Raw genomic sequence first — 16,687 nt, forward strand, 5'->3', positions numbered from 1 at the left:
ATGAAGGCAGCTAGCCGCGAAGCACTCGCTACCGTTGAGTCCAAGCTGGATGAGTTCCTCTCCGGCGACCGCTCGGTGGCGACTGCTACCCAGGCAGGCCAGGACCTCTTCGAGGTGGTCCGCGTCCTCGACGGTGACCGCGAACTGCGTGTCGCGCTGACCGACGACGCCGCTACCTCCGAGGAGCGCAAGTCTCTGGCCCAGACCCTTTTCGGCGGAAAGGTCACCCCGGTTGCACTCCAGGTGCTGCAGGAGGCCACCGCCGCGCAGTGGTCGACGCCGCGTGATATCGCCCGTGGCCTCATCATCCTCGGCCGCCGCGCACTGCTGCGTGGCGCTGAGTTTGAGGGCAAGCTGGGCCAGGTGGAAGACGAGCTCTTCTCCCTGTCGCGCGTGCTTGACCGCGAAGGCGAACTGACCCAGCTGCTTTCAGACCGTACTGCGACCACCGACCGCAAGGTTGGGTTGCTGGCAAGCGTGCTCTACGGGAAGGTCACCATGGTTACTGAGGCGCTCGCGCTGCAGGCCATTGGCCGCCCGGAGCAGAACCCGATTGATGATATCGCCGGTTTGGCGGACACTGCGGCACAGCTGCAGGGCCGTTCCATTGCGCGCGTGACCACTGCGGGTGAGCTGAACGAAAGCCAGCGCGCAGCACTCGCTGAAAAGCTGGGCAAAATTTATGGTCGTGCGATGTCCATCCACTCTGAGGTTGACACCAGCCTCCTCGGTGGTATGACCATCCGCGTCGGCGACGAAGTCATTGACGGCTCGACGGCAGGCAAGATTGCCCGCCTGCGCGCCCAGATGGCATAAGCCGAAACGACAGAAACGATTAAGTAATTGCTGGAAGATACTACCGAGAGCAGGAAGAACATGGCGGAGCTGACGATCTCCTCCGATGAGATCCGTAGCGCGATTGCGAACTACACCTCGAGCTACTCCGCGGAGGCCTCCCGTGAGGAGGTCGGCGTGGTCATTTCGGCAGCTGACGGTATTGCGCAGGTTTCGGGCCTGCCGTCCGTCATGGCGAATGAGCTGCTCGAGTTCCCCGGCGGCGTGATTGGCGTCGCACAGAACCTTGACACCAACTCCATCGGTGTCGTGGTCTTGGGCAACTTCGAGTCGCTGAAAGAAGGCGACGAGGTCAAGAGGACCGGCGAGGTTCTCTCCATCCCTGTGGGCGAGGAATTCCTCGGCCGCGTAATTAACCCCCTGGGCCAGCCGATTGACGGCATGGGCCCGATCACCGCTGAAGAGGACCGCGTCCTCGAGCTGCAGGCACCGTCCGTGCTGCAGCGTCAGCCGGTGGAAGAGCCGATGCAGACCGGCATCAAGGCTATTGACGCGATGACCCCGATTGGTCGCGGTCAGCGTCAGTTGATCATTGGTGACCGTAAGACGGGTAAGACCGCTGTCTGTATCGACACCATCCTGAACCAGAAGGCTAACTGGGAATCTGGCGACAAGAACAAGCAGGTTCGCTGCATCTACGTCGCCATCGGCCAGAAGGGCTCCACCATTGCTGGTGTGCGCCACACCCTGGAGCAGCACGGCGCACTGGAGTACACCACCATCGTGGCGGCTCCGGCATCCGACGCCGCCGGCTTCAAGTGGCTGGCACCGTTCTCCGGTGCAGCTCTGGGTCAGCACTGGATGTACCAGGGCAACCACGTCCTGATCATTTACGATGATCTGACCAAGCAGGCCGAGGCCTACCGTGCGATTTCCCTTCTTCTGCGCCGTCCGCCGGGCCGCGAGGCTTACCCGGGCGACGTCTTCTACCTCCACTCCCGTCTGCTGGAGCGCGCTGCGAAGCTCTCCGACGACATGGGTGCAGGTTCCATGACCGCATTGCCGATCATCGAGACCAAGGCGAACGACGTCTCCGCCTTCATTCCGACCAACGTTATTTCTATTACCGACGGCCAGGTCTTCCTGGAGTCCGACCTGTTCAACCAGGGCGTCCGTCCGGCAATTAACGTTGGTGTGTCGGTCTCCCGTGTTGGTGGTGCCGCACAGACCAAGGGTATGAAGAAGGTCGCCGGTAACCTGCGTCTTGAGCTGGCTGCCTACCGCGATCTGCAGGCCTTTGCGGCCTTCGCATCCGACCTGGATCCGGCCTCCAAGGCTCAGCTGGAGCGCGGTGAGCGTCTCGTCGAGCTGCTCAAGCAGTCCGAGTCCTCCCCGCAGCCTGTCGAGTACCAGATGGTGTCCATCTTCCTCGCAGACCAGGGCATCTTCGACGTCGTTCCCGTCGAGGACGTACGCCGCTTCGAGAAGGAGCTGCACGATCACCTCAACTCTGCAACCCCGCAGGTGTTCGAGCAGATCCAGGGCGGCACCGCTCTGACCGACGAGTCCAAGGATGCACTTGTTGCAGCAGCTAAGGACTTCACTCCGTCCTTCCGCACGACCGAGGGCCACAACCTCGGCACCGAGGCGCCGGTTGACCCGCTCGCCGCGGATGACGTGAACAAGACCGAGCTCAACGTCTCCCGCAAGACGGCCAAATAGAGTTTCGCACGCTCTAAGAATTAACCGTCTAGAAAAAGAAGGGAGGAGCGAACACCATGGCTAATCTTCGTGAACTGCGTGACCGTATCCGGTCCGTCAATTCCACCAAGAAGATCACCAAGGCACAGGAGCTCATTGCTACCTCGCGCATTACCAAGGCTCAGGCCAGGGTAGAAGCGGCACAGCCTTATGCACGTGAACTGTCCAGCGTGCTCAACAAGCTGGCGGCGCACACGTCCCTGGATCACCCGATGCTCCGGGAACGCGAAGATGCCAAGGTAGCCGCCATTCTCGTGGTCTCTTCTGACCGCGGTATGTGCGGTGGCTACAACAACAACATCTTCAAGAAGGCGGCCGAGCTGGAAGCCCTGCTGAAGAGCGAGGGTTTCGAGACCGTCCGCTACGTCACCGGTAATAAGGGCGTTGGCTTCTACAAGTTCCGTGAGGCCGAGGTCGCTGGCAGCTGGACTGGATTCTCGCAGGATCCGACCTGGGAAAAGACGCACGACGTGCGCCGCCACATTATCGACGGCTTCGTTGCCGGTTCGAATGGCCAGGCCAAGACCCGTGAGGGTATCCACCTGGAGGGCGAGACCGTTCGCGGTTTCGACCAAGTACACGTTGTGTACACCGAGTTCGAGTCCATGCTGACCCAGACCGCGCGTGTGCAGCAGCTGCTGCCGGTGGTACCGGTTATCGAGGAAGAGGACTACAACCTGGGTGAGTCCGCGCTTTCCGACGCCGAGCCGAATAATCAGATCACTCCTGATTACGACTTCGAGCCGGATGCGGACACCCTGATGGAAGCGCTGCTTCCGCAGTACGTTTCTCGCCTCCTGTTTGCGATGTTCTTGGAGTCCTCGGCCTCCGAGTCCGCCGCACGCCGTACCGCAATGAAGTCTGCAACCGACAACGCTACCGAGCTGGTCAAGGACCTCTCGCGCGTGGCCAACCAGGCCCGTCAGGCGCAGATTACCCAAGAAATCACAGAGATCGTCGGTGGCGCTGGGGCGCTCGCCGAAAGCGCAGAAAGTGACTAGATTATGACTACAGCTCTGCAAGAGCAGAACACACAGTCGTCGGCTACCGCCGGCCGTGTGGTGCGTGTCATCGGTCCGGTCGTCGACGTGGAGTTTCCGCGTGGCGGGCTGCCGGCACTGTACAACGCACTGACCGTCGAGGTGACCCTCGAGGCTGTTGCAAAGACCGTCACCCTTGAGGTCGCTCAGCACCTCGGTGACAACCTCGTCCGTGCCGTGTCCATGGCTCCGACCGACGGCCTCGTCCGCGGTGCAGCCGTGACCGACACCGGCAAGCCGATTTCCGTCCCGGTGGGCGATGTGGTCAAGGGCCACGTCTTTAACGCCCTCGGTGACTGTCTTGACCAGCCGGGTCTGGGCCGCGACGGCGAGCAGTGGGGCATCCACCGCGAGCCGCCGGCATTCGACCAGCTGGAGGGTAAGACCGAGATCCTGGAGACCGGTATTAAGGTCATCGACCTGCTGACCCCGTACGTGAAGGGCGGCAAGATCGGCCTCTTCGGTGGTGCAGGTGTGGGTAAGACCGTTCTTATCCAGGAGATGATTACTCGTATCGCACGCGAGTTCTCCGGTACCTCCGTCTTCGCCGGCGTCGGCGAGCGCACCCGTGAGGGCACCGACCTCTTCCTCGAGATGGAGGAGATGGGCGTTCTTCAAGACACCGCACTTGTCTTCGGCCAGATGGATGAGCCGCCAGGAGTCCGTATGCGAGTGGCTCTGTCCGGCCTGACCATGGCGGAGTACTTCCGCGATGTTCAGAACCAGGACGTGCTGCTGTTCATCGACAACATCTTCCGTTTCACCCAGGCCGGTTCTGAGGTGTCGACCCTGCTGGGCCGTATGCCTTCTGCCGTGGGTTACCAGCCGACCCTGGCTGATGAGATGGGTGTGCTGCAGGAGCGTATTACCTCCACCAAGGGTAAGTCCATTACCTCCCTGCAGGCCGTGTACGTGCCGGCCGATGACTACACCGACCCGGCTCCGGCGACCACCTTCGCCCACCTCGATGCCACCACCGAGTTGGACCGTGGTATTGCTTCGAAGGGTATTTACCCGGCAGTGAACCCGCTGACCTCTACCTCTCGTATTCTGGAGCCGTCCATCGTGGGCGAGCGCCACTACGAGGTGGCACAGCGTGTCATCGGTATTCTGCAGAAGAACAAGGAGCTCCAGGACATCATCGCCATCCTTGGTATGGACGAGCTGTCTGAGGAAGACAAGATCACCGTTCAGCGTGCTCGCCGCATCGAGCGCTTCCTGGGCCAGAACTTCTTCGTCGCAGAGAAGTTCACCGGCCTGCCGGGCTCCTACGTGCCGCTGGCCGATACCATCGATGCTTTCGAGCGCATCTGCAACGGCGAATTCGACCACTACCCGGAGCAGGCCTTCAACGGCCTGGGTGGCTTGGACGACGTCGAGGCTGCGTACAAGAAGCTGACCGAGAAGAAGTAGGGAGAGGCACATGGCTGACATCACCGCCGAATTGGTTTCCGTCGAGCGCCTGCTGTGGACCGGAAAGGCCACCATGGTGACGGCTGAAACCACCGAGGGTGAGATCGGCGTGCTTCCTGGCCATGAGCCCATGGTCGGTCAGTTGATCGACAATGGTGTAGTGACCATCCACCCGGCGGACGGCGATCGTCGTGTCGCCGCTGTCCAGGGTGGCTTCCTCTCCGTGTCCGAGAACAAGATCACCGTCCTCGCTGATTGGGCCATCTGGGCCTCGGAGGTCGATGAAGCACAGGCACAGGAAGACCTGAAGTCTGAGCGCGAGCTGACGAGGTCCCGTGGCGATGCCGCATTGCGCGCCGCCCGCCGCTTCAACAGCTAACGGATGAGCGGAGAGGGAAACGACGGGCAGCAATGACCGCCCTTCCCACTCTCACCTAGGAACCCCACACCCTCGCTAAGAGGGGGTGGGGTTCCTTCGTGATCTGCGCCAAAGGTCAAGCAAGGACTAGCATTGTCTCCTCCGCGAGCGGTAGAATCAACGCAACGTTTCTTACTCGCGGTGAAGGAAATCAACCCATGAACTCTCAGGTGCTCCAAGGGCTATCTATTCTTTTAGGTCTGTGCGCACTGATTTTTCTGGTTGTCGTCATTCTGGCCGCAGTACGGTTTTTTACGGTGCGTTCCCGCGGAACGGGCATCCTTCTGCGCCGGCTTCCTTCGAAGGACTCCCATACGTGGCGTCATGGCCTCGTGCGCTATGACGGTGAATATATGGAGTACTTCAAGCTTCGCTCCGTATTGCCGCGCGCCAACAAACGCTTTAATCGCCTCGACATCGAACTGGGCAGCACCCGCCCAATGGATGATGACGAGGCTTCTTTTATGCCCTCTGGCCACCAGATCATCCGGATTAGCATCGATGGGCGGGACTATGAGATTGCCTCCGATGCGCACGGGATCATGGCCTTGAACGCGTGGGTGGAATCGGCGCCGTCGAAGCGCCAAGAGAAGTTGGATTATCGCCAGATGCGCCAGCGCGCTACCCGCTTACCAAAGAAGTAGCGCCCAACGATAGGGTAGAGGGCATGCGTGTTGTCATCGCCCAATGCTCCGTAGATTACGTAGGCCGCCTCGACGCCCACCTTCCCATGGCGGACCGTCTCATCCTCATCAAAGCCGACGGTTCGGTGTCCATCCATGCGGATGACCGTGCCTATAAGCCGCTGAACTGGATGACTCCGCCGTGCACCTTTGAGGAGTCGGCGATTGAGGATATCGACGGCGAGGACACAGGAGAGAAGCTGTGGCTGGTAGAAAACCCGAAAGGTGAGCAGCTGCGCATCACCATCGCCCAGATCCACCAGGAGATTGACATGGATCTGGGAGAAGACCCCGGCTTGGTCAAGGATGGCGTGGAAGCCCACTTGCAGGAGCTGTTGGCGGAACACATCGAAACGTTGGGGGAGAAGTACTCGCTGGTGCGCCGCGAGTACCCCACCGCGATTGGTCCGGTAGACATCATGGCCAAGAACTCCAAGAATGAATTCGTAGCGGTCGAGGTCAAGCGCCGCGGCGGAATTGATGGCGTCGAGCAGCTCACGCGCTACCTTGAGTTGCTCAACCGCGACGACTTGCTAGCACCGGTCCACGGTGTGTTCGCAGCGCAGGAAATCAAGCCCCAAGCGCGGACCTTGGCGGAAGACCGCGGTATCCGCTGTGTCATCTTGGACTACCAAGAGCTGCGCGGCATCGAGTCCAACGAGCTGCGGTTGTTCTAGTGCCACGCCGCAACCGCAGAATTCGTGAGGAGCCGCGCTCCCTGCCGCGCGATGGAAGCTCGTTCCTCGGTTCACAGACCGTTCCCGGACCACGCTGGACTCATGGGGAGCCATTCCTCATGCGGCACGTCGGTAGTGCCGCCGCCCAGAAGTATTACGTGTGTCCGGGATGCAACCAAAACATCCCTCCTGGGGTGGCGCACATCGTGGCGTGGCCGCGGGATACCGGTGGGCGCGCTGACGACCGTCGCCATTGGCACCGGCACTGCTGGGAGCGGCGGTAGGATAGCGGGCATGATTGTTGCCTTTTCCGTAGCCCCCTCCGTCGTGGGCGATGAACGCGCTGAGATGTCCGAGGCCGTCGCCGAAGCCGTGCGTGTTGTCCGTGCTTCCGGCTTACCCAATGAGACCAATGCCATGTTTACCCTTGTGGAAGGCGAGTGGGATGAGGTCTTCGCGGTTATCAAGGAAGCCACCGATGCCGTGCGCGCGGTTTCGCCTCGTACCAGCCTGGTGATTAAAGCCGATATCCGCGAAGGCGTGACCGGGCAGATAACCCAAAAAGTAGATTCCGTTAATCGTTACCTGGAGGAGAATAAGTGACCGGACCGTACGTAGGAGGAGCCCTCGACCTCGGCGCCATCAAGCAGCAGGCGGAGGCGCGGGCGCAAGCTCAATCCGCAAATGCCGGAGCTGCTAACTCCGGCGGAGGAATTGCCCCTTTCTTCGAGGTCACCGAGCAGAACTTTGAGAATGACTTGGTGCGCCGTTCCGCGGAGGTGCCGGTTATCGCTCTGATCGGCTCGCCGCGCTCCCCGGCCTCCGAGCAGCTCAAGAAGGACTTCGAGGAGATGGCGGCTGCCGGTGGGCTCAAGTTCATCGTGGGCTATATCAACGCTGATGTCGTGCCCCAGGTGGCGCAGGTCTTCGGCGTGCAGAATCTGCCGACCACCGTTGCCATCGCAGCCGGCCAGCCCGTCACCAACTTCGAGGGCGGGCAGCCGCGCGAGAACCTAGAGCAGTGGGTAGCGGCGATCGTCGACAAGCTCGGCCCCCAGCTCAAAGGTTTGCCTGACCAAGATGTGGCGGGGGAGAGCCCAGAGGAAGAAGCAGCAGATCCTCGCCTGGGCCTGGCTGAGGACGCGCTCAACCGTGGCGATTTCGACGCTGCCATCGCTACCTACGAGGAGATTCTGGCCGCCGAGCCGGATAATGCGGAGATTAAGCAGGCGCGTGACACCACTGTGCTGCTCAAGCGCTTGGATCCGGCTAACCGTAGCGAGGACCCCATCGCCGCCGCCGATGCCGCCCCAGAGGACGTGGCAAAACAGCTCGACGCCGCCGATGCCGAAGTCGTCGCCGGCGCCCCCGACCGCGCCTTCGAGCGCCTCATCGAGGCCATGAAGCGCACCGCCGGGGACGAGAAGGAACAGCTCAAGACCCGCCTCTTGGAGCTCTTTGGGCTCTTTGATTCCGGTGACCCGCGCGTACTGGCCGCGCGCACGAAGCTGGCCAGCGCGTTGTATTAAAGACGGCGTAGTAAAAGGGGCCAGCTTGTGCCGGGCCCGAGAGCGACCTTCCCGGACTGTCGCGGGCTGGACCCTCAGGATGACTCAGTTGAGTCTTCTCCTGAGGGTCTTTTTTGCGTTCAAGCAATGATGTGACGTATGGCATGTTAAATTCCTGTTTGTGCGATACAGCACAATGGTTGTTTGACTCTTTCAGGAGGACTCTCATGCGCAAGCTCCTCGGCGTTGTTGGCGCCGCCTCTCTTGCTCTTAGCCTTACCGCCTGCGGAAGCGATAGCTCCGATAGTGCCGGCGGATCCAACTATGTTCGCGTGCTCGGTACTGAACCACAGCAGGGGCTCATTCCCGCGATGACGAATGAGAACGGCGGCGGACGCATCGTCGACATGCTGTTTTCCGGATTGGTGTACTACGACGCCGACGGCAACGTGCACAACGAGATGGCGGAGTCCATCGACAAGGAAGGAGAGAAGACCTACAAGGTCACGCTCAAGCCTGACCTGAAGTTCTCTGATGGCTCAGCCGTGACGGCTGATTCTTTCGTCGATACGTGGAACTACGCGGTGGCCAACGAGCAGCTCAATGAGAGCTTCTTCTCCTCCATCAAGGGCTACGGGGAAGGCGTCAAAGAAATGGAAGGCCTCAAGGTCATCGATGAGCGCACCTTCACCATCGAACTCACCCAACCGGAGAGCGACTTTCCGAGCCGCTTAGGCTACAACGCTTACTTCCCAGTCCCCGCGGCCGCGCTGGAGGACCCACAGGGCTTTGGCGAATCCCCGGTGTCGAACGGCCCCTACAAGATCAAGGAATGGAACCACAACCAGAACCTGATCATCGAGCCGAACCCGGAGTACAAGGGCGACCGCGCAGCGCAGAACGACGGCATCGCATTCGCCTTCTACGCCGATTCCAGCGCAGCCTACATGGACCTGTTGGCGAATAACCTCGACGTGCTCGAAGCCATTCCTTCGTCTGCCTTCGGTAGTTATGAGCAGGACCTGGCCGGCCGCCAAGAAACCAAGCCGGCTGCTACCTACCTGGAAATGTCCATCCACATGGAGACCCCGCACTTTAGTGGGGAAGAAGGCACGCTGCGCCGCAAGGCAATCTCGATGGCTATCAACCGTGAGGAGATCGCGGAGACCATCTTCCATGGCACCCGCACACCGGCCCGCGAGTTCACGTCACCGGTGCTGAATGGCTACAACGACAGCCTGCCCGGTTCGGAAAACCTGGACTATAACCCGGAGGAAGCCAAGAAGCTGTGGGCGGAGGCCGATAAGAAGTACGGTGCGTTTGAAGGCTCGTTCCCGATCAACTACAACACCGATGGTGACAACAAAGACTGGGCCGATGCCGTAGCCAACAACATCAGCAACACGCTGGGAATTCAAGCCGTGGGGAACCCCTATCCGGACTTCAAGTCCTTCCGCGATGCCTACCGCACCGAGCGTATGGATGGCGCCTACCGCACGGCTTGGTTCGCTGACTATCCCTCGATGGGTAACTTCCTTGGGCCAAACTTCACCACGGGTGTAGCTTCCAATGACTCGAAGTACTCCAACCCGGAGTTCGATGAACTGATTGTGAAGGCCAACGGCGCCGCAAATGAGGAGGAAGCCGCGAAGCTCTACAACCAGGCACAGGAGCTGCTGCTGCGTGACCTTCCCTCAATCCCGCTGTTCTACCCGAACGTGGTCGGCGGCTGGTCGAAGAACGTGGAGGATGTGACCTTCAACTGGAAGTCCCTGCCGGTGTACTACGCGGTGAAGAAGAACTAGGGATCTGGCCCTACAGGCACACCGAAATATGACTAAAGTGCGGAGGCATGACCTCCGTACTTTTCCTTTGCAATACCAGCCGCGGTAAGTCTCAGATGGCGGCTGCCTTAGCTAAGAAGCATGCGCCCGATTGGGAAGTTCACTCCGCAGGCGTAAAGACCACTGAACAGCATCGTGCGCAGGGCGTGAACGCCGAGGCGCAGGCCTCTCTTGCAAAGGTCGGCGCCGACATGTCAGGAACGCCAACGTTGCTTGATGCCGGCCTCGCGTCTTCGGTGGATCACGTCATCATCGTCGGTGATGCCGACTATGACGGAGTGGCTGAGCGTTGGGAGATTGAGGACCCGTCCGTGCGTGGTCTAGAGGGAGGGGAGCGAATGGATGCGTTGCGCGATGACATTGATGCTCGCGTAAGAGCTTTCCTCGATACTCACGCACGAGACTGAAAACTGCAACTGCCCGAGTTGCCAAAACTAGCGGCTGGAATTCGATCTCAGCGGTGATCTTTGGCAGGTCGGGCAGTTGTGTTCTTAGAAACTAGCCGCGGAAGGCATACCACTGCACCGAGTTGGCCGGCAGGTGCAGCTGTACGTGGTTGCCTTCGGAGCGCACGCGGTGGGCAAGGTCGTTGCCAGCACCCTGATAGACGGCGTCGTCTGTGTTGATGAGCAGCTCCCACTCGCCATCGCGCGGCACCCAGAGGTCATAGTTGGGCACCGAGCTACCGGAGAAGTTGCACACCGCCAACAAGGCGGAGCCGTCCTTGCCGTAGCGGACGTAGCCGAGCATGTTGTTATTGGCGTCGTCAGCTTTCACCCACTGGAAGCCATCCTGCGTAAAGTCCTGAGTCCACAGGGCCGGCTGTTGCTTGTACACCGCGTTGAGGTCGCGCACCAGGCGCTTAATGCCGTGGTGCCACTCGTTGCCCCAGCCCTCCAAGTTGGACCAGTCCACGGAGTGGCCCTCTGCCCATTCGGTGGTCTGGCCAAACTCCTGGCCCATGAACATCAGCTGCTTGCCCGGGTGGGAGAACATGTAGCCATACAGCGCGCGCAGGCCCGCGGCCTTGTTCCAGTCATCGCCCGGCATGCGCTCCCACAAGGAACCCTTGCCGTGGACCACCTCGTCGTGGCTAAACGGGAGCACGTAGCGCTCCGAGTAGGCGTAGACCATGGAGAAGGTGAGCTCACCGTGGTGGTAGCGGCGGTGAATCGGCTCGTGTTTGAAGTACTCCAGGGTGTCGTTCATCCAGCCCATGTTCCACTTCAGGCTAAAGCCCAGGCCGCCCTCATGCGTCGGGGCGGTCACACCTGGCCAGGAGGTGGATTCCTCGGCGATGGTCAGCACGCCCGGGTGGTTACGGTTCAGCGTGGCGTTGGTCTCCTGGAGGAATTGGACTGCCTCCAGGTTCTCGCGCCCGCCGTAGATATTGGGCAGCCATTCCTCGCGGGAGTAGTCCAGGTAGAGCATGGAAGCAACGGCGTCGACACGCAAGCCGTCGACGTGGAACTCCTCGGCCCAGTACAGGGCGTTAGCCACGAGGAAGTTGCGAACCTCGTTGCGGCCGAAGTCGAAGACGTAGGTGCCCCAATCGGCCTGCTCACCGCGGCGCGGGTCCGGGTGCTCGTAGAGTGCCTGCCCGTCGAAGCGGCCCAGCGCCCATTCGTCCTTGGGGAAGTGCGCGGGCACCCAGTCGATAAAGACGCCGATGCCAGCGTTATGCAAATCGTCGATAAGCGCGCGCAGCTCATCCGGGGAGCCCCAGCGCGCGGAGGGAGCGTAGTAGCCGGAGACCTGGTAACCCCAGGAACCGCCGAAGGGGTGCTCGGCCACGGGCAGCAGCTCCACGTGGGTAAAGCCGTGCTCCACCAGGTAAGGGATGAGTTCTTCGCGCAAGCTGTTGTAGTTGGCGCCTACCTTCCAGGAGCCGACGTGGAGCTCGTAGACACTCATCGGGACGTCGAGGTCCCCGGTGCGCTTGCTCATCCACTCTTCATCGCTCCACTTGAAATTGGAGCGGGCCACCACGGAGGCGGTCTCCGGCGGGGCAATGGTGCGCTTGGCCAGGGGATCCGCCTTATCAATGCGCGGGGAGTTCTTGCCGTGGACCGCAAACTTATAGCGCTCGCCTTCGCCCACACCGGGGATGAAGACCTCCCAAATGCCCGTGGAGCCGAGGCTGCGCATGGGGTACTGGGTAGGGTTCCAGCCGCAGAAGTCACCGACCACGGCCACGCCCTCCGCGTTGGGCGCCCATACGGCAAATGCGGTTCCTTCGACCTCACCCAGGTCGGTGGTGTAGCTCTTGAGATTTGCACCCAGTACTTCCCAGAGGCGCTCGTGGCGGCCTTCCCCGATGAGGTGCTGATCCAATGTTCCCAAGGTGGGCAGGAAGTGATAGCCGTCCGCTACCTCGATGGCGGGCTGGCCCGGGTAGGTGATGCGCAGGCGGTAGTCTGCTTCTTCGGTAAGCGGGGCCTCCCAGATATCATCCCCAACCGCGCGCATCGCGGTGGTGCCGGAAGCGGTGACGAGCTCGACGGCTTCGGCACCGGGGCGGCGAGTGCGGACGGTTCCGTCGTGCCAGCCATAAAAATCATGGGGCGCGTGGTGGCGGCAGTTGTTAAGGCGTTCGAGGTCTGAGGCCGGGATGTTCATAAAGACCAAATTACCGAACAACACCCGCTCGCGGGGCAGAAGAGAAACCCCGCGCTACCCATGAAGGGGGTACTGGTTCAGCGTGGGGTTTCAGGGGCCTAAGAACCTAGGCGCGGTAGTCGTTCACTCGGCGCCAGGCAATGCGCTCCTGCAGGTCATGGTGGGCTGGCGGGAGGATGAAGATGTGGGCGACGTCACGCAGCGGCTCCAGGCGCACGAAGTTGCGGTCGGACCACTCGTAGGCGGCACCACTGATGGTGTCCTGCACTGTGAAGTGTTCACCCGGGTGGCGGCCCACGGCGGCCAGATCCACAAAGACCGTGGCCTCCTGCGCGTTGCGCGGATCCAGGTTGACCACCACGAGCACTACGTTGCCGGTAGCAGGATCGGCCTTGGAGTAGGCGATGATGGCCTCGTTATCCGTGTTGTGGAAGCGCAGCGTGCGCAGCTGCTGGAGGGCCGGGTTTTCGCGGCGGATGAGGTTGAGCAGCCGGATATAGGATTCCAGGGAGTCACCGGACTTGACAGCGGCCTGGAAGTCGCGCGGGCGCAGCTCGTACTTCTCCGAGTCGAGATATTCCTCGCTGCCCGGCTTGACGGCCTGGTGCTCGTAGAGCTCGAAGCCCGAGTACACGCCCCACAGCGGGGAGAGCGTGGCCGCCAGGGTGGCGCGGATGGCGAACATGGCGCGCCCACCGGTCTGCAGGGATTCGTGGAGAATATCCGGGGTATTGACAAAGAGGTTGGGGCGGCAGATATCGGCCTGCTCCACGTGCATCTGCGCGAATTCGGTGAGCTCGTGCTTGGAGGTCTGCCACGTGAAGTAGGTATAGGACTGCGTAAATCCAGCCTTGGCCAGGCCGAACAGGCGCGGGGCGCGGGTGAAGGCCTCGGCGAGGAAGATGACCTCTGGGTGGGTGACGTGCACCTTGGAAATCAGCCAGTTCCAGAAGTTAGCCGGTTTGGTGTGCGGGTTGTCCACGCGGAAAGTATGCACGCCGGCCTCGATCCAGATCATGACGATGCGATAGATTTCCGCGTAGATGGCGTCCGGGTCGTTATCGAAGTTCAGCGGGTAGATGTCCTGGTACTTTTTCGGCGGGTTCTCCGCGTAGGCAATGGTGCCATCGGCCAGGACGGTGAAAAATTCCGGGTTGGTCTTAGCCCACGGGTGGTCCGGGGAGGCCTGTAGAGCCAGGTCCAGGGCCACCTCCAGGCCCAAGTCGGCGGCCTTCTTGACCAGCTCCTTGAAGTCCTCCATGGTGCCCAGGTCCGGGTGTGTGGTGGAGTGATCTTGGATGGCCCAGGGCGAGCCCACATCACCGGGCTCAGCCACCACCGAATTGTTGCGGCCCTTGCGGTGCACCTTGCCAATGGGGTGGATGGGTGGGAAGTAAACGGTATCGAAACCCATGGCGGCCACACGCTCGAGTGCCTGTGCCGTGGTCTTAAATGTGCCGTGCACGGGGTTGCCCTCGTCATCCCAGCCACCGGTGGAGCGTGGGAAGAGCTCGTACCAGGAGCTGTAGAGGGCCTCGCGGCGTTCCACGAGGACCTCGTGAATGTCACCCTCCACCAGCAGGTGGCGCAGGGGGTGGTGGTGGAGGACGTCCGCGACCTCGTCGGACAGCGCGGTGCGCACGCGCTTGTCGACGTCCCCCGTTTCATCCTTCAGCTCCTTCGCCGCCTTAAAGAGCAGATCCGCCTTGTCGCTCGGGCACTGGATTGCCGCCTCCTCGAAAAGTTCGGCGCCGTGCAAGAGATCGTTGCTGAGCTCCTCCGCGGACTGCCCGGCCTCCATCTTCTTGACCACCGCGTTGCGCCACGTAGACATCGGATCCGACCAAGCGTCGACGCGGAAGAACCAGCGGCCGGCGGTGGCCGGGCTAAACACGCCGTGGACCCGGTCCGGATTCTCCGGGTCCACCGTCATGGTCACGGCAGAAGTGGACGGGGAGTCAGTGTTCCACACCGACAGCGTCGCGGCGACGGCATCGTGGCCCTCACGCCACACCAGCGCGGTAACAGGAACGACCTCTCCGACAACGGCCTTTGAGGCTGCATTACCGGAGAGGGAGGGGCGGACATCGTCGATACCAAGGCGTTGAGTCATGCCCATAGAATAATGCAGCTGTGGCAGTTTCACCGGGGAAGGCTGTGTCAGTTTCACCGGGGGCGGAAGGTTTCGGCCACAATGGTGCGTGTGAACACTCCAGAGCAACAAAGCCAGCAAGACCCCGAACTGATGGACACCGACGAGGATTGGTTGATTGACTTCCGCGGCGTCGAATTGCGACGGGGTGGGCGCACGCTGGTGGGGCCCATCGACTGGCAGGTGGAGCTCGACGAACGCTGGGTCATCATCGGCCCCAACGGTGCAGGCAAGACCTCCCTGGTGCGGATGGCCGCCGCCGAAGAGTTTCCCTCCGCCGGCGTGGCATACCTGATGGGGGAGCGCCTGGGTAAGACGGATATGCGTGATCTGCGCGCCGCCATTGGCATTTCCTCCGCCGCTGTCCAGCACCGCATCCCGGACAACGAGCGCGTCGATGACCTCGTGGTCTCCGCCGGCTATGCCGTGCTCGGCCGCTGGCGTGAGGACTACCAAGACATGGATTTCTCCCGCGCCGATGACATCCTGGCTCAAGTCGGCGCATCCCACTTGGCCAAGCGCACCTGGGGCACCCTTTCCGAAGGCGAGAAGAAGCGCGTCATCCTCGCCCGCGCGCTCATGGCCAACCCGGAGCTGCTCATCCTGGATGAGCCCTCCGCCGGCATGGACTTGGGTGGACGCGAGGACCTGGTGGGCTACCTCGGGGACCTAGCGCTCGATGCGGATGCCCCGGCGATTGTCATGATCACCCACCACGTGGAGGAAATACCTTACGGGTTTACGCATGCGATGCTCTTGGATGAGGGTAAGGTCGTGGCCAAAGGACTCATTAATTCTGTCCTGACGTCGGAAAACCTCTCCAAGGCCTTCCACCAGCCCATCCAGGTGGATCGCATTGGGGAGCGGTACTTCGCCCGGCGCACCCGCTAATCTCTAGTTCACCCCAAGAATTCTGCTCCTTCGCGGGCACGGAAAGTTGCATGAGCCAGTCCATCCACGACAGCCTTGACGCCATCGACCCTGGCGAAACCACCGGCTTCAATGGGGCACGCTTGGCCGCTACCGTCCTCCTGTTGCGCGATACCGCAGAGGGTCTGCGCGTGTGGATCCAGGAACGCGTGCGCACCATGCGCAATTACCCCGGCCACGTCGTGTTTCCCGGCGGCGGGGTAGACCCGCGTGACTTCCCACCCCGCACCTGGGACTCCGGCGAACTGTGGGCAGGCCGCTCAGTGGTGTCCATGGCACGCCGCATGGGTGTCACCAAGTACAAGGCCCACGCCCTTGTCTTCGCCGCGGCCCGGGAACTTTTCGAAGAGGCCGGCACGCTGCTGGCCATCCGCGAAGACGGCCTAGTCTCCGATGCCTCGCGCTATCACCGCGAGCGCGAGCTACTGGAATCCCACGAGATTTCTTTTACCGAATTCCTGGAACACAACGGCATGCGTGTCGACGCCGACATGTTCCTTCCCTGGTCCCGCTGGGCAGGTGAGGACAATGACCACTGGTTCGACACCTTCTTCTTCATCGGTGTGCTTCCCGAGGGCCAAGAACCGGATGGCGAAACAGGGGAGGCCGATGACGCCGGTTGGTTCGATCCACAACTGGTTCTCGACGGCTGGCGCGCCGGGCTGGTACGCCTAGCCATCCCCACCTGGGCGCAGCTCAAGCGCCTCACGTCCTATTCCAGCGTCAAGGAAGTCTTGGACGATGCCTCCTTCTCCGATCTGCGCCCCATCATCGGGGATCCCCGGGACGATGAACGCTACCGCGAGTACTTCACCACATTCCCCGTCAACCGCATCTAGAAAAGCAC

Annotated in this window: 16 protein-coding genes; 14 read left to right on the forward strand and 2 right to left on the reverse strand. The window is 61.5% G+C overall.

What is annotated here, in order from left to right:
- The 12 genes from HMPREF2822_RS12620 to HMPREF2822_RS12670 all read left to right on the forward strand — a co-directional run bounded on the left by HMPREF2822_RS12620 (window position 1) and on the right by HMPREF2822_RS12670 (window position 10,546).
- Entirely contained in the window at window positions 1-816 is an 816-nt protein-coding gene (locus tag HMPREF2822_RS12620) for a F0F1 ATP synthase subunit delta (RefSeq protein ID WP_070525181.1), read from the forward strand.
- 60 nt (window positions 817-876) lie between these two features.
- Window positions 877-2,517 (forward strand): F0F1 ATP synthase subunit alpha, encoded by a 1,641-nt coding sequence (gene atpA, locus HMPREF2822_RS12625; RefSeq protein ID WP_070525183.1) that lies wholly within the window; start codon window positions 877-879, stop codon window positions 2,515-2,517.
- 56 nt (window positions 2,518-2,573) lie between these two features.
- Window positions 2,574-3,557, forward strand: a complete 984-nt coding sequence (locus tag HMPREF2822_RS12630; RefSeq protein WP_070525185.1) for a F0F1 ATP synthase subunit gamma — start codon at window positions 2,574-2,576, stop codon at window positions 3,555-3,557.
- Between the two features lie 3 nt (window positions 3,558-3,560).
- Window positions 3,561-5,009, forward strand: a complete 1,449-nt coding sequence (gene atpD, locus HMPREF2822_RS12635; protein WP_010187062.1) for a F0F1 ATP synthase subunit beta — start codon at window positions 3,561-3,563, stop codon at window positions 5,007-5,009.
- A gap of 10 nt (window positions 5,010-5,019) precedes the next feature.
- Window positions 5,020-5,388, forward strand: coding sequence for a F0F1 ATP synthase subunit epsilon (locus tag HMPREF2822_RS12640; protein ID WP_070525187.1), 369 nt, complete (start codon window positions 5,020-5,022; stop codon window positions 5,386-5,388).
- Between the two features lie 197 nt (window positions 5,389-5,585).
- Complete coding sequence (locus tag HMPREF2822_RS12645) at window positions 5,586-6,071, forward strand: DUF2550 domain-containing protein (protein ID WP_070525192.1); 486 nt, start codon at window positions 5,586-5,588, stop codon at window positions 6,069-6,071.
- Window positions 6,072-6,094: 23 nt separating this feature from the next.
- Window positions 6,095-6,787 (forward strand): endonuclease NucS, encoded by a 693-nt coding sequence (nucS, locus tag HMPREF2822_RS12650; RefSeq protein ID WP_070525197.1) that lies wholly within the window; start codon window positions 6,095-6,097, stop codon window positions 6,785-6,787.
- Complete coding sequence (locus tag HMPREF2822_RS13785) at window positions 6,787-7,071, forward strand: hypothetical protein (protein WP_083299155.1); 285 nt, start codon at window positions 6,787-6,789, stop codon at window positions 7,069-7,071. The genes nucS and HMPREF2822_RS13785 overlap by 1 nt, the downstream gene beginning before the upstream one ends.
- 10 nt (window positions 7,072-7,081) lie before the next feature.
- On the forward strand, window positions 7,082-7,390 hold the full coding sequence (locus HMPREF2822_RS12655) for a thiamine-binding protein (RefSeq protein WP_070525199.1): 309 nt from the start codon (window positions 7,082-7,084) through the stop codon (window positions 7,388-7,390).
- Window positions 7,387-8,316 (forward strand): tetratricopeptide repeat protein, encoded by a 930-nt coding sequence (locus HMPREF2822_RS12660; RefSeq protein ID WP_070525201.1) that lies wholly within the window; start codon window positions 7,387-7,389, stop codon window positions 8,314-8,316. Before HMPREF2822_RS12655 ends, HMPREF2822_RS12660 begins: the two co-directional genes overlap by 4 nt.
- Before the next feature lie 206 nt (window positions 8,317-8,522).
- A complete protein-coding gene (locus tag HMPREF2822_RS12665; RefSeq protein WP_070525203.1) occupies window positions 8,523-10,100 on the forward strand; it encodes a peptide ABC transporter substrate-binding protein in 1,578 nt (525 codons plus the stop codon).
- Window positions 10,101-10,147: 47 nt separating this feature from the next.
- A complete protein-coding gene (locus HMPREF2822_RS12670; RefSeq protein ID WP_070525205.1) occupies window positions 10,148-10,546 on the forward strand; it encodes an arsenate reductase/protein-tyrosine-phosphatase family protein in 399 nt (132 codons plus the stop codon).
- Window positions 10,547-10,637: 91 nt separating this feature from the next.
- Here HMPREF2822_RS12670 and glgB read toward each other — a convergent pair whose 3' ends face one another.
- Together glgB and HMPREF2822_RS12680 are read right to left on the reverse strand one after the other, a co-directional pair.
- Entirely contained in the window at window positions 10,638-12,758 is a 2,121-nt protein-coding gene (glgB, locus tag HMPREF2822_RS12675) for a 1,4-alpha-glucan branching protein GlgB (RefSeq protein ID WP_070525273.1), read from the reverse strand.
- 106 nt (window positions 12,759-12,864) lie between these two features.
- Entirely contained in the window at window positions 12,865-14,871 is a 2,007-nt protein-coding gene (locus HMPREF2822_RS12680) for a maltotransferase domain-containing protein (protein ID WP_070525277.1), read from the reverse strand.
- 132 nt (window positions 14,872-15,003) lie between these two features.
- On the opposite strand from HMPREF2822_RS12680, the gene HMPREF2822_RS12685 reads away from it, so the two are divergent.
- Window positions 15,004-15,801 carry an ABC transporter ATP-binding protein gene (locus HMPREF2822_RS12685; RefSeq protein WP_369815762.1) on the forward strand — a complete coding sequence of 266 codons (798 nt, stop codon included), beginning with the start codon at window positions 15,004-15,006 and terminating at the stop codon, window positions 15,799-15,801.
- A gap of 50 nt (window positions 15,802-15,851) precedes the next feature.
- A complete protein-coding gene (locus tag HMPREF2822_RS12690) occupies window positions 15,852-16,679 on the forward strand; it encodes an NUDIX hydrolase (protein ID WP_070525210.1) in 828 nt (275 codons plus the stop codon).
- Window positions 16,680-16,687 lie beyond the last annotated feature (8 nt).

Source organism: Corynebacterium sp. HMSC062E11 (assembly GCF_001811845.1).
Taxonomy (GTDB): Bacteria; Actinomycetota; Actinomycetes; order Mycobacteriales; family Mycobacteriaceae; genus Corynebacterium; species Corynebacterium hesseae.

Excerpts from the sequence above, each read along its gene's own strand:
- HMPREF2822_RS12620 (WP_070525181.1), top strand. The coding sequence starts at position 1 with ATGAAGGCAGCTAGCCGCGAAGCACTCGCTACCGTTGAGTCCAAGCTG.
- atpA (WP_070525183.1), top strand. The coding sequence starts at position 877 with ATGGCGGAGCTGACGATCTCCTCCGATGAGATCCGTAGCGCGATTGCG.
- HMPREF2822_RS12630 (WP_070525185.1), top strand. The coding sequence starts at position 2,574 with ATGGCTAATCTTCGTGAACTGCGTGACCGTATCCGGTCCGTCAATTCC.
- atpD (WP_010187062.1), top strand. The coding sequence starts at position 3,561 with ATGACTACAGCTCTGCAAGAGCAGAACACACAGTCGTCGGCTACCGCC.
- HMPREF2822_RS12640 (WP_070525187.1), top strand. The coding sequence starts at position 5,020 with ATGGCTGACATCACCGCCGAATTGGTTTCCGTCGAGCGCCTGCTGTGG.
- HMPREF2822_RS12645 (WP_070525192.1), top strand. The coding sequence starts at position 5,586 with ATGAACTCTCAGGTGCTCCAAGGGCTATCTATTCTTTTAGGTCTGTGC.
- nucS (WP_070525197.1), top strand. The coding sequence starts at position 6,095 with ATGCGTGTTGTCATCGCCCAATGCTCCGTAGATTACGTAGGCCGCCTC.
- HMPREF2822_RS12655 (WP_070525199.1), top strand. The coding sequence starts at position 7,082 with ATGATTGTTGCCTTTTCCGTAGCCCCCTCCGTCGTGGGCGATGAACGC.
- HMPREF2822_RS12665 (WP_070525203.1), top strand. The coding sequence starts at position 8,523 with ATGCGCAAGCTCCTCGGCGTTGTTGGCGCCGCCTCTCTTGCTCTTAGC.
- HMPREF2822_RS12670 (WP_070525205.1), top strand. The coding sequence starts at position 10,148 with ATGACCTCCGTACTTTTCCTTTGCAATACCAGCCGCGGTAAGTCTCAG.
- glgB (WP_070525273.1), bottom strand. The coding sequence starts at position 12,758 with ATGAACATCCCGGCCTCAGACCTCGAACGCCTTAACAACTGCCGCCAC.
- HMPREF2822_RS12680 (WP_070525277.1), bottom strand. The coding sequence starts at position 14,871 with ATGACTCAACGCCTTGGTATCGACGATGTCCGCCCCTCCCTCTCCGGT.
- HMPREF2822_RS12685 (WP_369815762.1), top strand. The coding sequence starts at position 15,004 with ATGGACACCGACGAGGATTGGTTGATTGACTTCCGCGGCGTCGAATTG.
- HMPREF2822_RS12690 (WP_070525210.1), top strand. The coding sequence starts at position 15,852 with ATGAGCCAGTCCATCCACGACAGCCTTGACGCCATCGACCCTGGCGAA.